The sequence below is a fragment of the Bacteroidota bacterium genome (assembly GCA_016718825.1).
In the GTDB taxonomy this organism is placed as follows: Bacteria; Bacteroidota; Bacteroidia; order J057; family JADKCL01; genus JADKCL01.
The window spans coordinates 217,776-233,934 of record JADKCL010000065.1 but is presented as its reverse complement, the minus strand read 5'-3'; the positions used below and the strand labels follow the sequence as shown (position 1 = coordinate 233,934).

Sequence of the window (16,159 nt, the reverse complement as noted above, 5' to 3'; positions counted from 1 at the left end):
TTTCCCTTCAAAGACCGTCGACACATATCGCCCTTGGGCTGTTCAGCTTGGAATTCCTGAAAAGCTTGTGCCATCGCTGAAATTCCTTACAAATAAGCTCAATATCACCTCGTTCATAGGAGGTCAATTCAATTTTGTACTGGCGCACAAAGGATGAGCCCCGACTGTGATGTGAGAAAACGAGAAAATCCCCACTTTGCTCCAATTCGAAATAGGACGGGGTATCGTCAGCATGATTCATCTTTGTCGAATAAAATTCCTTAAGCTGAATCCCATCTGAACTTACTTCAAAAAATGCAAATGCAATATTGGTTGTTCGTCCCAGCTCAGAGCCGAATGCGTAAGAATTGATAATGAATAATTTATCACATGTCAATTGAAACATTGGCCTTGGGCCAACCTCTAAAACAACTGTATCGAGCCTTGCAACAATTCGAGCGTCAGTGTCCATTCCCCACAATACTTGCGGAGTCGCAACACCGAAGGAATCCGCAACAAACTCCAAGTGGGATTGGGCGGTGGTGACCTGAGAAATTGATACAACCAAGAATGATAACCATGCAAAGCGTAACATAATCATCATCGTTGGAGTTCAAGAATTCGAGTACAATCACTTGGCGATCTAACCCAAACAATTCCGGTGACAATGCGATCGGACGTTTCTGGCATTCTCCTTCCCAAGACAAACTTATCAACTTTGTTCAGAACCAGCATTGGGTACTTTTCAGAATCATTGGAGGTGGCATACGCCAGCGTTGATTTCACACCTTCCTTAAATTCCCCGAGCTTGAAATAAGCAGCAGAATATCGGTACTTGAGGAGAAACTCTTTTGGGGTTAGTTGCCTTACCGTGGTAGGGAATGGGTTCCTAACTTCCTTCATGTACTGAAATGATAAGCCAGTGCTTGGATTATCTTGATTGGGATTCAACAACAAATATCCATTCACTCTGCCTTCCTTCGTAGTTAAAAACTCGCCTCTTGATTTTTCATCTTTAAGAATCACATTTCGAATATAAGCTTCTGTCGCCCTAAGTCCTCCGTCTTGGGATTCGATCTCATCCGCTACATCATAACCCACCGGGATTGCCTCCTTTTTGCCAGTGGAAATTGTAGTTTCAATGTATGCCATTTCTCCAGTTTCAAATTGAAGACAATGCTGAAACTCGTCACCCAAAATAGCTACGGTCTGGGAATAGTCAACTTTTCCCTTTGAATCTAAATAGTCTAGGTATTTCTTTGAAATTAGCAGATCAATTCGATTCAGATCAAAATTAAAGATTGTACCGCCTTCTTCTCCTTTGGCGGGAAGATCGTTGAAACTTACATGGTACCTTGTAGTGCAGCTATTACTAAGCTTCAAGATAGTATCTTTATCTTCTTTGGACATCGCTGGAAAATAAACATTCCAAAACCAGGCCTCCATTTCTCCGTCTTCAAAGGTGAGCTTCTCTCCATGTTCAATAAGATTTACCTTTCTTGGCAGCTCTGCCATAGGGGTCGGTGAATTGCTATATTCCCAAGGATTCAAAGGCCCCCCAATCTGCCGCTTCATGACCGATCGAACCTCCCCAGTTGCCTGCACCGTCAACACCGGCGCACAACAATTCTCCCGCATGACCTTCCGCAACTCTGCCTGCAGTCTTGGCCGCCGCCGGATCTCCTCCTTCAACTCCACCAACATCGGTACAGATTCATGGAACGGCAAGTCCTGCCGCATCCCCAATCTCCGAGGCGTCATCCGATCCACGGGCGATCCGCCGAGGCGGCCGAGCCCCTCTTCCAGCAACTCTACGCGCTGTGTACCCGGCCTTGAAAGCTGATGCAAGCCGCGGTTCAGTTCCTCCTCGCCCATTGCCGCCGCCTTTTGTAGCACCCGCCGGGAATCCCCCTGCAAAAACGGCATCAAAACCTGGGCAACACCCAGCACCCCAGCCAAGGCTCCCCCGCCACCGGATGCCGCCGCAGCGCCTGATCCTGCACCTGCAGCAGGCACCAATGGCGCCGCCGACAAGGTCGTGTCCACGAAGCCAGACACTGCCTCCGCTTGCGTGAGTATGCCACCGGCCGCCTCCGCAGATGTTCCCATCCCTGCACCGACACTGCCGCCGATGCCGCCACCAGATCCAAGGCTGCCACCAGCCGTCCCAGCACCACTTCCAAGGCTGCCACCAGCACCTGCGCCCCCGCCAGCACCCACCAACGCGGGCGCCACCAAAACCACAGCCAGCACCGCCAATTGCATCAAGGCCTCCTCCTGGATTTGCTCCTTGGTCTTGGGGTGGAAGAACTCATTTCCATGTCCCCAGCCATAGCTGTGGCCTGCCTGTGCCCAAGGCAACCTAGAGGCCATTTGACCTCCAGGTGCCCAAGGATTATTGATTCCGTCGAAGAGTCCCATCTTCCCTAAAGATATAAAAATCGTGAGCGTAAATCAAGGTGCTGGATTCAGGATCAAGACTTTTTCTAAAAAGAGCAAGGTGCTCAATTACAATCGTTAATCTTCAGCCGCTCCAAACGAAATTGATTTTTGCCCGGGTCATAGACGGCTTGACAGATGTGGCCGCGATCAATTTCATGACAGCTAACAATTGAACCTGCACTTGCCATCGATGTCGTGTTGGTCAATGAATCCCCGACGCAACATGCGATTAATCCATCGCTAAGGTTTTGTAGATATTTCCCATCCGTACCTTCGGCTATACTCCATTTATTTGAGACATTGAGGACCGTTTTTCTGTCTTCGACTTTTTTTACCCGTTTTCCCAGTGAAAATGAGAAAACGTGATATTCCTGGGTTTCTAGGTAGGTTGAATCGTATCATGGGTGCAAATACGCCTTGCGTGGAATTGGAAATGTTTCTTGGTTACATTTCAAGGTATTGATTTCAGATGCATCTCTTACAAAAATACGCGTCCATAGGTGCAATTGATCCTTCATCAGAACCAAGGAAGCGTCGACAAATTGATGCCTAGACATCCAAGGATCTTCCTGAAATTTGAAAAGTGAGTGGTACTTCCCATTTCGTAAGTGGCCAATTTCAAGTTGTTCGTTTGGAGTGCAGACATTGTAGCGCTTGGCAAGTTGTGGATCAAATACATTTCGAATTAAAAACCATCCACCCTGAGGATTTGAGATTACATGAATACCGTTGTCACGTACGGGATTGTATTGCAGTATTGTCCTCACCGAGCCCGTTTCATTCGGAGCGACCTCCTCAAGAACAGTTCCTTTGGTCACATTGTTATTGTATACCATGAGACATGAACCATTGTTGGCGATGGCGATTGTGCGACAATAGACCGCAGAAAAAGTATATTGGAGGTCGCGCTTTCCATTAGACAGAAAGGTGTTTACGGTAAACTTTTTTGTGTTACCAATGGTGTCTTTTTGTGTGACAAAGGCAAACCGCTTCCCATCATCACTGATGCAGAAATTACCTAGCAAATACCTTCCAGTCATGCTGAAAATCGAATCAAATCGCAAGATTCCATCTAGGCCAACGGTAAACATGCGCACTTTGAGGTGCTTTTCATCTCTTTCCAGCTGCTGAATCGCTACAACACCATCATCAATGACTCCAAAATCAGTGGATTTAGCATTCGATGACAGGTCAAGACGCCAATTTGATTGGCCGTACAATGGGCAAAGCGCTATGACCCAGACGAAGAATGCGATAAATTTGACAGCCATGTTATCCGAGATTTGGAGGCCAGACAGCTTGGCCTTGATAATCATAGAGTTCTGGCCAAGGATATTCATAAGCTGGGCTGGGAAATGTGGATCGAACTGGTTTAGGAATTCTAACGCGAGATCGATAAGGTTTGCCATTTTCGATCATGCGATCAAAGGCCATTTTTTTCTCAAAAAGTCCACAACCAGCATTGATGATATTTGAAAATCGTTTCAGAATCGAATTTGCTTCTGTTGAAGCTGCCGATCCAGTACTTGGGTTAATAGGAAGAGGGGGCGTAAGCACTTCAATTCCGTCAATTGACGTGAAGACATTGTCTGCCGGAAAGATGCAGCCTTGTGCGGCAGCGGTTCGTGGACTGCCGGGGCCAGCCCCAAAAATTGAAACGGTACGTGTAGAAAATGTGCTAAAAACTAACGATGTGCTTTGCAATCTTACAAAGTTGATATTGACAGTTCCGGAATTTGTATTGCACGAATAGGAATAATTGGTACCCGTGCTTGGGTTGGTGGTAGAGTTGAAATTAAAGTATGTTCCGAATTGCCATTTACCAGTTGCTAAAGTGTCTTCCGAAATTTGTGGGTTGGTTGCATTTTCGTAAAAAAGTACTTTTTGAAGATGCTCCCACACTTCTTTTGGGGTGGCGACGTCAAGATCAAGTAGCCCAGGCATTTGGGGTAAAGCTGTATCGCCAACTTGGATCGTATCAAATGAGTTTGCAGATGAATTAGATGCTGGTGTTGTTCCGAGTAGTTTTTGATATGGTTTTCTTTGATCGGTTGCATCCAGGAAAATAATATCCTCATTGCTAGTTCCAAAATTGACTAAGCTACTGTTTTGCCAAAAATTCTGTTGGACGGTAATATGTGTATTCAATATATCCAGCAACAACGTTGACGCTTGTTCAGAAAGTCTCGGGTTCTTGGGATTCTCTTTTTGGGCCTTCTTCATTAAATATTGAAGTATCGGCCTCTTGGTAATCTCTTCTGCCACCCCAACGAGCATGGGAATGGACCGATGGAATTCGGAATCCATAGGTGAATGAGAAATTTTTGACGCTAGTGCGGCATGCATTATAAACATCTCTCCATCTGCATTGTCAAACTCCACCTGTTGCCCAGACCAAGCCAACTGATGTAAAGCACGGTTCAATGGTTCCTCCCCTTGCTGTGCAGCATTTTGAAGCACCCTAACCGAATCAGGTTGCAAAAACGGCTTTAGAATTGCCGCAACGCCCAAGCCTGCCATCAAGCTTGTGCCTGCAGCGCCTGCGCCAGCCGCAGCACCAGCTCCAGCAGGCGCTAGGGGAGCAGCGAGAGGGGCAGCTAAGGTCGTATCGACAAGTGTTGGGAGAAGGCTGCCTTGTCCCGCCATAGCGCTAAGGCCTGCCTCAGCAGATGTTCCCATGCCAGTACCCACACCTCCGCCAATGCCGCCGCCAGCTCCAAGGCTACCGCCTGCTGACCCTGCACCACTGCCAATGCTTCCGCCTGCACCTGCACCCGCACCTCCTCCAGCGCCCACAATTGCAGGTGCAACCAAAACAGCTGCCAAAATCGCTAGCTGCAACATGGCCTCCTTCTGGATTTGCTCCTTGGTCTTGGGGTGAAAAAATTCATTGCCGTGCCCCCAACCATAGCTGTGGCCTGCCTCTGCCCAAGGCAACCTAGAGGCCATTTGACCTCCAGGTGCCCAAGGATTATTGATTCCGTCGAAGAGTCCCATGTTCTCTAAAGATATAAAAATAGTGCGAGTAAATCAAGGTGCTGGATTCAGGATCAAGTTCAACTCATCCATGGAGCAGCAGGAACCAAACATCTTTTTGTAGGCGTCGGCTTGCAAAACAGGGTCTGTGATCGCGGCAATCGTTGCAAGTGCAGCTGTGATCTTGGCGGCTTCCTGACTCGTTTCGGCCTCATAACGGCTATTGCGCAGTTCAGCAGCACGGGATGCCTCCTCTTGCAAGCGCATATTGTAACAATCCAAGGCTTCTCCTTGACCGAGCAATGCGTCAACGATCACTGAATCAGTTTTCAGGATGTGGCTCTGAACCGAAGTGATAATTCCAGGAACCGTGATCACCAATCCACCAGAAGTATAGCTGTCAACCAAGTCTTTGCGTTTCCGCCAATATACAATGGAGGGGATTGAGGTTGCATCAGCACAGTCCGTAATGGTTTTCTGTGATTTTTTCTGCAAACGGCATCACCGTGCCTTGGTAATTGGCAATGTTGCAGAAGTGAAGAAGGATGGCCTTGCGCACTTCGTCCTTTTGAGCAGCAGTGTTGAATACTTCGCTGAGGAAAATCTCGAGTTCAGAGAGCCTGACAACCCGTTGGCCACCGGGGAAACCGTTCGTGAAAACAATGGAGGCATCGTTGATCCATGTGACCACAACATATTCTTGGAGAAGTTGTCGGAATACGGAAATTGAGAACCCGGCTCCAGTTAATGTTTTGACAGCTCTCGAATCGTGACGGTCTCTTCTCCAGCTTTGATCATGATTTGCTCTTGCTGCGAAACCGACGTGGTGGTGTTCGAGGCCCCGCATTGCCGCCTCTGGTTGGAAGTATTGCCTGTGGTGGTATTGATTTCTACATCTCGGTAATTAGCCGTTTGATTGACATGCGAAGAAAGCGCGGAATTGAGCGTGTTCATGTGGTTTTCTCGATAGGAATTCGATGAACCACCGTTGGAGACTGTCGTGTTGGCACCGCCCCCTGCTTCCCAGTGAAACAAGCCAAACAAATTCACACCACCCTGTGCCCCAAATCCTTCATTGTTTTCATTGAGAACCGAACTTTCATTGTTCGTTCCACTATTTGATCCGGTTTGGGATTCGATGAGGCTTTGCAGTTCGTTGGCGCTGCTTTGTGAGTAGCCATCCAAGATATTTTCTGACTTTTCTGAATAGCTTGAGGCATCGTCTGCATAGTAAGTTGATGTGTACTCATTGGTTGTCGTGGACGACGATTTCATGTATGAACTCGTTTTGTCTTTGTAGCTTTTGACGGTGATGCTGGTTCGTTCACCTGGTAGTAAGGTAAAAGTCTTCACCGTTTTGCCTGCGCCGTAGTCACCGAGAAAAGCACACATTTTAGAATGTTCTACAATCATTATTTGTGGCTTCGGACTTGGTAGAGAATTGAACTTGCAAACAACTTTGTTTCCAAAATTTGACCACAAGCTCTGGTATCAAACCATCGGCAATTTGCGCTGCGATATACGCCAATGTGTAGCCTGCTACTTGAATACGTTCAGCTGGCAGACTCGGAATCGAGGTGAGGTGGTTAATTCTTGGGTTGCCTCCTGCAGGTCTTCCTTGACTCTGTGGTGAAGGTGAACTGCCGAAACCTCCTGTTCCAGGAATTGGCTGCATCCGCAAATTTGAATCATGTACAATATAAGTCTCCGGCTTGAGGTCCTGAACGACATGTTTGATACCCGTTTCCGTCAAAAATCGAATTAAATCTTTACGTTTAGATAAGATTGATGCATTTTGGAAGAGTACGGGCTTGTTTCCGCCCATGATGTCTGATTTAAGTGTTGTAATGATTTGTTCCAAGCTCATCGCAGCCGCAAGCGACCATGGGTTGTTGGATGGAACCGACATCACCGAGGCTTTAAAAAAGCCCTCTGGAACGTAAACGGGAAAGAAAGTGTTGACATCATAACATGTCTTCTGTGGGAGATTGTAGTTAAGGATAGGAGCATTGCTGCCATTTCCAAGACCAATAAAGGGACTGCCTGCCTTGCAGGAAGTGGATGAGCTATTGTTTAAAGCCATTTGTGAATTGATTAAGAGTTTAAATTGGAATTCTAGATTTGAGGAGAATACCCACTTTGTTGCGGGTAGGATTCAGTTGCAGCGAAAACAGACTCGATAATCAGAGTCTTTAGAGGTTCTTTTTAGTTTTGTGTTTTCAGGTTCTTCAAGGTTTCAAAAAAAATAGTAGGTAAGAGGGTGGATGAAAAATTAGATTACCTCACAACGTTAGAAATACCCGCCCCGATTTCCTAACGATTGTTATGAACATGTGATTTAAGTTATCCACATTTAACTCAATCGTGATATTTATTTGTTTCTCGATGACATTGAACGTGAAAAAAACGGATATCCGAGCAAATCAGACGGAATGCCAAATCTTTACTGTATGTTTTGTCAATTCAAAGGCTGCCGCTAGGTTACATTGATACTTGCACCCATGAAATCTAGCCTCGGCCGTAACGTATATGTTGTGAGGCATTTTAGGGTCGTGCGAGATTGATTTACATTCAATTTATCTTACCTAGATTCGCAAAATGAAAGGTATTTATGTATTACTTGCCTGTTGGATGCTGCTCGCAGGATGCACCACCCCACGCCCTTGGTACAACCGCAGCTATGACCGGCAATTGTTGCAGCCCCCCACTCCTCCCCTCCCAACCGCGCCGGGCACATTCACATTGTTCAGGGTCCGTGATCGCGGCGATGGCAGCCAAAACCGCAGCAACCTTGCCGATTGACGATTTTCTACTTTCATACCCCTCGAAGCTACAAAAGAAACTATTCCCTATTGCAGGCATGATTAAATGAGCTACAAATTACATTGCTTCAGTGATGTTACGCTTCGTCCAACATCGAGGAATACTATCGATTCCGCCAATCATCTGCTGCCGACTTGGATCTTTGCTGTTCAACCTTGTCGGCATTGAGGCTCGTGTGACACACGGCGGCTTGATGATAACAGTCACCCGTTTAATCAGAGATCGAATCCGGGGCTTGACTGACTGCAGGATGCCCTCGCCTTGCGCTGTCTGATTGACCACCTGTCTCAGGCTTCCTGGACCGTTGGGCGAATGCTCTTTTTTGCTTTCAAAAAGCAAAGAATGATCTCAATGAATCTCAGGCAGCCCATTGTCCAGGGCTGCGGGCATTTCGTTAAGTCCAAGTAACCGCTTGACTCCGGTTCCCCGATCACCTCTAGACCCCTAAGATGAATAATCTACCATGCCAAAAAGGGGGTACAAGTGCTATTTCAGCCTTCAATTCTACCACTCAAAGGGACGAAGACCTACCAGATTACTCCATTTCGTACCTCTTTGGTACCCCCCTAAATAAAAACACACTGATTATCAACACTTATCATATCCTGCATCAGTAGCAAATCCCACGCTACCCACTTCACAAAAAAAACACAGCCCACCGAACGATGGGCTGTGTTGAGATTTCCTTCTGAATGTCCGATTACGCAGCGACAGAATTGCCGTCTTGGCCTTTGTCGCCGAGAGTCGGGCCGTTGTCGTTGCCGGATGCGGCGGACCCTTCATTGTCCTTTTCGGATTCTTCGGTGGAGTTGATACGGGTGAAGTGTTTCGCGAGATCTTTGTAGATGAGCTCGGTACCGGGGACGCCGCCTTCGGAGGCTTTGCCGACCGAGTCATAAAAAACCAAGGCAAAAGCAAATGCATTGGAGCCAATCTGCTTCAAGGTGTCATTCAGACCTTCCTGAAGGGTATTGACACGGTCGAGTACCCGTTGCAATTCCTCGAAATCAAATACCACGCGGTCGAAATCTTGGATGCTACGGTAGGGCGGCAAAAGATCGGCGTGACGCTGCGCATACCGATGGCTTTTGTCCAGAAAGCTGATGCGGCGATCGCCGACCGTGATCATCCCCTGACGCTGTTGGGGTGTCAACTTGATCCGGAATCGAACTTGGGCCTCCAACTGATCGATCAAGGAATGGAGGTTGACTACCGCTCCGGTGTTCATACCTGTTACAATGTTTTGGTACATAAAAAAGGAACATTGAAATGTTGTTGTTGACGAGCAGCGACGTGCACCCGTCCTGAACCGGCGGATTGTCTGCCGCTTGTTCATACCCAAGATTACGCGCCACTTTTGTCGAGTAGAGCAGAAGTGAAAAATAATTCACTCCCACCCTCTCACAGAACCGTACTTGAACCTCTCGACTCATACGGCTCTTCCTTTTCGTAACCTCTGGCTTACATGGGTCGGGGTGAAGCCTGCTGTCCAATGGGCAAACAATCGCGGGTTTTCGACATAGCGTCTTTAGAACCAGTTTGCAGCGCGCTTGAGAGCCGTGCAACCGCTGGGCGGTTGCGGGCCCATCCTAGCAGCCGATTTTCCAGATTGTACAAGATCGGCCTCACGTCGTGCTTGCGGTAGAGCGTGAAGTAGTTCAGCCATCCGCGCAGCATGGGATTTATCCTGTCGGCCAGTGATTGCAAGGTCGAACCCGTCCGCCGATGTATCCCGATCTCCTTGATCTTGGCATTCATCTTGGACATTGCTCCCTTGCCACCGATGGCCTGAACCCTAGGCTCGTGCGCCCGTCCTGGTTTTCACCTTGGGGCTTGAACGTAACCTAGGAAGTCAAAGCTCACGACTGGGTAATCCTCCACGCGATTGTTGCCTTGCAATGGACGATGCGCGTCTTGTCTGGGTGCAGCACGAGTCGGCAGGTCGCATCCTCGCCCGTATGAGGGCTAGGGTTTGCTCGGCCTGTTCCGCGTGTTGCAGTGGACGATGATGTCGTCGGCGTAACGCTCGAAAGGCAGTTCAGGGCATTCTTGTTCCATCCACTTGCTCAACGCATAGTGTAGGGAACAGGTTGGCCAGAACGGACTGATTACGCCACCTTGCGGTGTACCCTTGTCACGCGCTGTCCTTGTCCCGTCGGCTTCTTCCATTTCCGCCTTTAACCATCGCCCAACATACAGCAACATCCACTTCTCGCTCACATGCCGTTCCAATGCCTTGAACAGCAACTCGTGGTCCAGCTCGTCAAAGAACGCCCTGATGTCAAGGTCGATCACCCATCCGAACTTCCAGCAGTTCCGGCCTCACTTGCTCCAGCGCATCTTTTGCCCTTTGCGTGGTCGGTAGCCGAATGAACTTGGGTGAAAGACCGCTTCCAGCCTTTGGTTCCAAGATTTGCTTCACAACCATTTGGCCACCCTGTCGGCAACGGTCGGCACACCCAATACCCTCACTTTCCCCTGCCTTTGGTATCGGCACGGCTTTCACCGCAGGTGGGAAGTAACTCCCGAGGTCAGGCGGTTCCAGATCTTGTACAGGTTGTCCTTCAGGTTCGCCTCGGAACATCTCGAGGCTTTCGCCGCGTCACCCTGCACTGCCCCTGTTCGCCTTCACCCGCTTGTAAGCCTCCATCACCATCATTCTGGTGATTGGAATCGGTCTGGTCACTTCCATCCTGATCCTCCTGCTTTTGCAGTTGTCAGGCTTTGAGACCGAAAAGGCCGCACCCCTTCGCTCCACCAAGTTTCCCAAGGCTTCAACGCTACTACGATGCAGTCCGCCACAGCCATGCACAGTCGGTACTACGGCCTCTCTTTCTGGGATCGCGCCTTTTCCCTTGGCATTGCAAGGCTGTTTCTCCTGTTTTCCATACACGCCCGCATAGTGTTCACGCCACCTAAACGCCGGACACCGCACTGCCAGTAAACAGGTTCCCGCAGTACTCATCGGGGAGCTGATGTCAAGCCCCCCGTTTTGATGTCATCTGTTGACACTTTCGACGCTTCATCAGTGGTTCATTCACATTCGTCTCCACTACGCACACCTTCACCCAAGCCGGGTGTTTTTCCTTGACGCTCACGACAAGGGCTTTTGACCAATGCCGCCCAAGGTGGTTTCGGGCAGCTCCTGCAAGCCGCCCCAAAGGGCCAAGTTCTATTTCAAAAACTTCCTTCATCATGTATGAAACTTATCAGGACACACGACAGCTTGTGTCAAAAATTCGATGCGATTTTTAGGGTGGTCGATTGTCGTGGATCGGCTTGTCATTTGTCCTATCGCGAGCTTTGGCAACCAGCCACGTTGCTTCAAAGTCCAGCCGTGCGATGCAATTCTTGCCTTCGAATGGGTCCCAAATCCTCCAATGGCCCGCTGAAAACCTAAAAAGCCGAATTCGACCCGTTGCACACAAGCGCCGTTGTAGATCAACCTCCTTGCCGATGTTCCACAACCCGAAAATCCATGGTCCACAACATGAAAATTCAATTCCTCCAGCATGAACGGCAAAGTCATCCAACATGGGCGTAGAAGTCCTCAAACGTGAGCGTACAATTCCTCCAACGTGGGCGTACAAGTCCTCCAACGTAGGCGCACAATTCCTCCAACGTGGGCGTCCAAGTCCTCCAACGTAAGCGTACAAGTCCTCCAACGTAAGCGTACAAGTCCTCCAACGTGGGCGTACAAGTCCTCCAACGTGAGCGTACAATTCCTCCAACGTAAGCGTACAAGTCCTCCAACGTAAGCGTACAAGTCCTCCAACGTAGGCGTACAATTCCTCCAACGTAGGCGTACAATTCCTCCAACGTAGGCGTACAATTCCTCCAACGTAGCGGCACATGTCCTTCAACGTGGTCGTAGAAGTCCTCCAACTTGGTGGTAGAGGTCCCACAACATCTTGCATGTTGCAAAAACCACGAAAATGGCCCCCAGTTGCTGGAAACGCAATATTTTAGCGTTTTGTGGGGTAGGAAAACAAAGGAATCGCCCTCGGAGTACGCGCGGCAATAGAACCAAGAATATCACATCTCAAGCAAGATTACAGAATGGGCAGGAACTTCCTCAAGGGGGACCAAGGGGACGTGATCAACCTGCTCATGGCCGCAACGGCGTGGAACCTCAGACTCTGGATTAGGAGTCTTTCCATGCGATTTTCGCTTCTGCACGGCCTAATGTGGTTACTAATGGCCGGTAAGAAGGCCATCCAAGCGCTGCAACGGGGCAAAAACCTCTCAGAGGGTCTCACTTTGGTACGCTTGATGCAACAATTCTTCACAATCTCAGCCAGCGGTACCGGCCAGTTTTGGCGATTGGGGCTTGGTTTTTAAGGGACGACTATTGAGGTTTTGCCAATATTTTCGCACTGGGCAACTTTGATTCTTGCAGAAACGCTCGCCAAAAGATAACATCCTCTTTTCGGTCTAATTTTTCCCAAGATTCTTTTGATACCACATTTAACAAGGTTGCATCCTTCTCATTCAAAGCATACAGTAAGCAATTGGTAATGTAACTTGTTCTCTTTCTCACTAAATGTGACTTCCATTGTCTCGCACCCCATGAATCCAATTCGGTTATTTGATCTTGGCGAAGCTGGAATCCGATCACAGTCATTCCCGGCGAAACAACCCACCTTCCTGATGAGTCTGTTTCCAAAATATCCATAGCAGTCCTACCAATCATTATATGCAACGAATCGTGGCTTAACCATTGTGGATGTTGTGCAAAAATTGTGGAAATGGGGCAACAAAGTGCTAAAAAAACAAATAAGCATCTCGATATTGAGAACTTTTTTTGCTCCATCTTCATCCACGCTTTAATTTCCATTCTCCCTCAAAAATCGAGTTCTTATACGTTCGCCCATTAATTTATAATGCTCTAAAGCAGGTAGTCCAGTATCCTTTATAATAGCATTCTCAATCGCTTCTCTGATGTAATTGACCACTTCATTCTCAGAAATTGAACCATTACCATAATAATCCACCAATCTTTGTACAGATTCATATGGAATCTTCAACTCAGAAGCAACAACGATCTTGTTCACAATACCATTTAGCTCAATGCCAATTATCCCATGTGAATAATCATCAAATGAAATCTCGCCTTTGGATACAGAGTCGTCCAGAGCATCAAGCACTCGACTATATTTACGATTTGTTAGTTCATGAGTTATTGCTAAAATGTCATAGCCATTACCACGAATGTGAATTTCTATATAATCATCGGTTCCACTCCAATATCTGGTTTGAGTGCCAATTTTAAACTTTTCGGAATAATTATTCAAATCGAATTCATTTTCATCCCAAAGTGACCTAAATCGAGGTGATTTCAACCCTTTCTCAATGGCTTCCCTTATTGGGTCCTGCTGTATTGAAAATGAATTGGATTCAAATAAGTTGTTCGATTTCCAAATATTCTCAAATAACGCAATCTGTTCTTTCATTATTTTCTGAAGCAGAACACTCAAATCTCCAGAAATTATTGGATTACAAGGATTCTCAAGTAGAGCTTTTCTGATCGCCTGTTGCATTCCTAGACTTTTCCCAATTTCTTTTGCAACACCCAAAATCATCGGCACAGCATTATGCAATTTGGATGTGTCCCTCATGGAAGGTGTCCTCGGATTGATCCGCTCAACAGCTGGTCGCCATTTCGGGGATTGCAGACCTTGTTGATGTTCTAACTCCACCTGTTGTACAGACCAATCCAGCTGATGCAAAGTGCTATTCAGATGCGCTTCTCCCATCATCGCAGACTGCTGCAAGATTTGCATGGAGTCTGGCTGCAAAAATGGTTCTAGAATTGCCGCAACGCCCAACCCTCCCAATAGACTCGTGCCCGCTACACCTGCTCCTGCTCCTGCTCCTGCACCTGCAGCAGGCACCATAGGCGCTGCCATCAAAGTCGAGTCCACCAAGCCAGACACTGCCTCCGCTTGCGTGAGTATGCTACCGGCCGCCTCCGCAGATGTTCCCATGCCTGCACCTAAACTTCCTCCGATGCCGCCGCCAGCTCCTAGGCTACCGCCTGCTGACCCAGCGCCACTTCCAAGGCTTCCACCAGCGCCTGCGCCCCCGCCAGCACCCACCAACGCGGGCGCCACCAAAACCACAGCCAGCACCGCCAATTGCATCAAGGCCTCCTCCTGGATTTGCTCCTTGGTCTTGGGGTGGAAGAACTCATTTCCATGTCCCCAGCCATAGTTCAGGCCAGGCTGCGCCCAAGGCATCCAGGGAGACATCTGCCCCCCTGGAGACCATGGATTTTGGATGTCCTCAAAGTATCCCATGTTGTTTAAAGTTAGATCTTTGGGATGAAAGAATCAAATGGTTGCCGGGTTCAGAATGAGGCTCAGCTCCTCGGTAGTAGAGCAGCAGGTCCCAAACATCTTTTTGTAGGCGTCGGCTTGTGCCACGGGATCGGTGATGGCGGCGATGGCAGCCAAAGCCGCAGTGACCTTGTCGGCCTCTTGGCTCGTCTCTTGCTCATAGCGCGTATTCCGAAGTTCTGCGGCACGTGATGCCTCTTCTTGCAATCGCATATTGTAGCAATCCAAAGCCTCGCCTCGGCGAAGTATTGCACCGCCATTCAGGAGTGATTCTTTTCTAGTGGATTTGTGGCCTGTTCCGTTTTAAGTACCGTTTCCAATATCGAATGTCTTGTGCTTTTCCGTGTTTTCGCCAACCTAATGGCATACGTTCTTTCAAAAGAGTTGCATCCTTTTGGGTTATCCAATAAAGAATCAGATTGGTCGAAAAATCGCTTGTTTCAGTCCGCAGATTCCTCAGCCACTCCTGCCTACTCCATGTATTAACTTCACTTTTGTAAACATCCGGAAATTCAATCTTCACAATGTACCTAGTAGGCTCCATTTGCCAATTTCCGTTTACGTCCTTTTCTTCAATCTTCCAAACACGCGACCAAAAGGATACCTTCAACGAATCAATATGCATCCAAGGATGATTTTGCCCCAGAACGTTACTAAACAACAACAGCACATTTATCAAGACGATTGCAAGAACGCAACTCAATGGATGCGCAAATGAAGAGACTCTGTGTTTCGACATAGGTTCCATATTTATTCTTCTTTCAAATAATCTCTGCGCTTCTGCTCTGCAATCTTAGGTTTTGGGGTGAAAAAATTCATTTCCGTGCCCCCAGCCATAGCTTCGGCCTGCCTGCGCCCATGGCAGCCTGGTGGCCATTTGACCTCCGGGTACCCAAGCATGATTGATTCCGTCGAAGAGTGCCATAAACAAATCGTATTAAATGTAGTTGCCGCGGTGAAAGCGCTGATATAACTGAGATTGAATTAATCAATTCTCTTCGTGATTTCCTTTTTCCAATATGCCCAATCATCAGCTTTGCCTAAAACGCGCCATTCATTTGGGGTGGAATTCATAATTAGATAGGCATCGCGTCCAAAGTAGGAATACAAGGTAATGTTGAATCCCCAATCATACTCCAAATTCTGAAAATTGTCGACCATGAATTTAATTCTGGTCTGATCCAAAGAATCGATACAATCATTTGATCTTACCACGTATCGATATTTTGAAGGTGTTACCGTGTTGTTCTGTTGCAACTGAAGACTGGTTCGTACGATTTCGAATTCGATCGTACGATTTGAAATGCAACGGAAATCATTGAACGACCACTGAGAGAATGTCATTTGCCACATCAAAATCATGACTATGAACGAGCAGAATTTCCTTAGAGTGGATTTTTTCGCCACCTTCTTAGCACTCGCACCCGCACCTCCTCCCGCATCTACAATTGCAGGTGCAACCAAAACCGCTGCCAAAATCGCTAGCTGCAACATGGCCTCTTTCTGGATTTGCTCCTTGGTCTTAGGGTGGAAAAATTCATTGCCATGGCCCCAACCATAGCTGTGGCCCCTTGTGCCAAGGCAACCTAGAGGCCATTTGA

General features: G+C 47.8%; 17 protein-coding genes. 1 reads left to right on the top strand and 16 read right to left on the bottom strand.

Annotated elements, in window-relative coordinates; genetic code table 11:
- Positions 1–7: 7 nt before the first annotated feature.
- From IPN95_29995 to IPN95_29960, 8 genes are all read right to left on the bottom strand, one after another.
- On the bottom strand, positions 8–574 hold the full coding sequence (locus tag IPN95_29995) for a hypothetical protein (GenBank protein ID MBK9453545.1): 567 nt from the start codon (positions 572–574) through the stop codon (positions 8–10).
- A 5-nt stretch (positions 575–579) separates the two neighbouring features.
- Positions 580–2,400 (bottom strand): hypothetical protein, encoded by a 1,821-nt coding sequence (locus IPN95_29990; GenBank protein ID MBK9453544.1) that lies wholly within the window; start codon positions 2,398–2,400, stop codon positions 580–582.
- A 419-nt stretch (positions 2,401–2,819) separates the two neighbouring features.
- Complete coding sequence (locus IPN95_29985; GenBank protein ID MBK9453543.1) at positions 2,820–3,692, bottom strand: hypothetical protein; 873 nt, start codon at positions 3,690–3,692, stop codon at positions 2,820–2,822.
- A gap of 1 nt (position 3,693) precedes the next feature.
- Complete coding sequence (locus IPN95_29980; protein MBK9453542.1) at positions 3,694–5,418, bottom strand: hypothetical protein; 1,725 nt, start codon at positions 5,416–5,418, stop codon at positions 3,694–3,696.
- 33 nt (positions 5,419–5,451) lie between these two features.
- Complete coding sequence (locus IPN95_29975) at positions 5,452–5,805, bottom strand: hypothetical protein (GenBank protein MBK9453541.1); 354 nt, start codon at positions 5,803–5,805, stop codon at positions 5,452–5,454.
- 46 nt (positions 5,806–5,851) lie between these two features.
- Positions 5,852–6,088: a hypothetical protein gene (locus IPN95_29970; protein ID MBK9453540.1), complete on the bottom strand. Its 237-nt coding sequence runs from the start codon at positions 6,086–6,088 to the stop codon at positions 5,852–5,854.
- 53 nt (positions 6,089–6,141) lie between these two features.
- Positions 6,142–6,789: a hypothetical protein gene (locus tag IPN95_29965; protein MBK9453539.1), complete on the bottom strand. Its 648-nt coding sequence runs from the start codon at positions 6,787–6,789 to the stop codon at positions 6,142–6,144.
- 1 nt (position 6,790) lies between these two features.
- Entirely contained in the window at positions 6,791–7,480 is a 690-nt protein-coding gene (locus tag IPN95_29960; protein ID MBK9453538.1) for a hypothetical protein, read from the bottom strand.
- 515 nt (positions 7,481–7,995) lie between these two features.
- Between IPN95_29960 and IPN95_29955 the strand changes: the two genes are divergently transcribed.
- A complete protein-coding gene (locus tag IPN95_29955) occupies positions 7,996–8,199 on the top strand; it encodes a hypothetical protein (GenBank protein ID MBK9453537.1) in 204 nt (67 codons plus the stop codon).
- A 721-nt stretch (positions 8,200–8,920) separates the two neighbouring features.
- On the opposite strand, the gene IPN95_29950 is transcribed toward IPN95_29955, so the two are convergent.
- The 8 genes from IPN95_29950 to IPN95_29915 form a co-directional block, all read right to left on the bottom strand.
- Positions 8,921–9,472: a hypothetical protein gene (locus IPN95_29950; protein MBK9453536.1), complete on the bottom strand. Its 552-nt coding sequence runs from the start codon at positions 9,470–9,472 to the stop codon at positions 8,921–8,923.
- Between the two features lie 209 nt (positions 9,473–9,681).
- Positions 9,682–9,987, bottom strand: coding sequence for a hypothetical protein (locus IPN95_29945; protein ID MBK9453535.1), 306 nt, complete (start codon positions 9,985–9,987; stop codon positions 9,682–9,684).
- A 198-nt stretch (positions 9,988–10,185) separates the two neighbouring features.
- A complete protein-coding gene (locus IPN95_29940; GenBank protein ID MBK9453534.1) occupies positions 10,186–10,515 on the bottom strand; it encodes a hypothetical protein in 330 nt (109 codons plus the stop codon).
- A gap of 1,230 nt (positions 10,516–11,745) precedes the next feature.
- Positions 11,746–12,144, bottom strand: a complete 399-nt coding sequence (locus IPN95_29935) for a hypothetical protein (protein MBK9453533.1) — start codon at positions 12,142–12,144, stop codon at positions 11,746–11,748.
- A 424-nt stretch (positions 12,145–12,568) separates the two neighbouring features.
- Positions 12,569–13,057, bottom strand: coding sequence for a hypothetical protein (locus IPN95_29930; GenBank protein ID MBK9453532.1), 489 nt, complete (start codon positions 13,055–13,057; stop codon positions 12,569–12,571).
- Positions 13,047–14,519, bottom strand: coding sequence for a hypothetical protein (locus tag IPN95_29925; protein ID MBK9453531.1), 1,473 nt, complete (start codon positions 14,517–14,519; stop codon positions 13,047–13,049). Before IPN95_29925 ends, IPN95_29930 begins: the two co-directional genes overlap by 11 nt.
- A gap of 33 nt (positions 14,520–14,552) precedes the next feature.
- Positions 14,553–14,771, bottom strand: a complete 219-nt coding sequence (locus IPN95_29920; protein ID MBK9453530.1) for a hypothetical protein — start codon at positions 14,769–14,771, stop codon at positions 14,553–14,555.
- 771 nt (positions 14,772–15,542) lie between these two features.
- Complete coding sequence (locus IPN95_29915; protein MBK9453529.1) at positions 15,543–16,052, bottom strand: hypothetical protein; 510 nt, start codon at positions 16,050–16,052, stop codon at positions 15,543–15,545.
- Between the last annotated feature and the right edge of the window lie 107 nt (positions 16,053–16,159).

Bases quoted from the DNA above. Each gene is read 5' to 3' on its own strand.
- IPN95_29995 (MBK9453545.1), bottom strand. From the start codon at position 574: ATGTTACGCTTTGCATGGTTATCATTCTTGGTTGTATCAATTTCTCAG.
- IPN95_29990 (MBK9453544.1), bottom strand. From the start codon at position 2,400: ATGGGACTCTTCGACGGAATCAATAATCCTTGGGCACCTGGAGGTCAA.
- IPN95_29985 (MBK9453543.1), bottom strand. From the start codon at position 3,692: ATGGCTGTCAAATTTATCGCATTCTTCGTCTGGGTCATAGCGCTTTGC.
- IPN95_29980 (MBK9453542.1), bottom strand. From the start codon at position 5,418: ATGGGACTCTTCGACGGAATCAATAATCCTTGGGCACCTGGAGGTCAA.
- IPN95_29965 (MBK9453539.1), bottom strand. From the start codon at position 6,789: ATGTGTGCTTTTCTCGGTGACTACGGCGCAGGCAAAACGGTGAAGACT.
- IPN95_29960 (MBK9453538.1), bottom strand. From the start codon at position 7,480: ATGGCTTTAAACAATAGCTCATCCACTTCCTGCAAGGCAGGCAGTCCC.
- IPN95_29955 (MBK9453537.1), top strand. From the start codon at position 7,996: ATGAAAGGTATTTATGTATTACTTGCCTGTTGGATGCTGCTCGCAGGA.
- IPN95_29950 (MBK9453536.1), bottom strand. From the start codon at position 9,472: ATGTACCAAAACATTGTAACAGGTATGAACACCGGAGCGGTAGTCAAC.
- IPN95_29945 (MBK9453535.1), bottom strand. From the start codon at position 9,987: ATGTCCAAGATGAATGCCAAGATCAAGGAGATCGGGATACATCGGCGG.
- IPN95_29930 (MBK9453532.1), bottom strand. From the start codon at position 13,057: ATGGAAATTAAAGCGTGGATGAAGATGGAGCAAAAAAAGTTCTCAATA.
- IPN95_29925 (MBK9453531.1), bottom strand. From the start codon at position 14,519: ATGGGATACTTTGAGGACATCCAAAATCCATGGTCTCCAGGGGGGCAG.
- IPN95_29920 (MBK9453530.1), bottom strand. From the start codon at position 14,771: ATGCGATTGCAAGAAGAGGCATCACGTGCCGCAGAACTTCGGAATACG.
- IPN95_29915 (MBK9453529.1), bottom strand. From the start codon at position 16,052: ATGTTGCAGCTAGCGATTTTGGCAGCGGTTTTGGTTGCACCTGCAATT.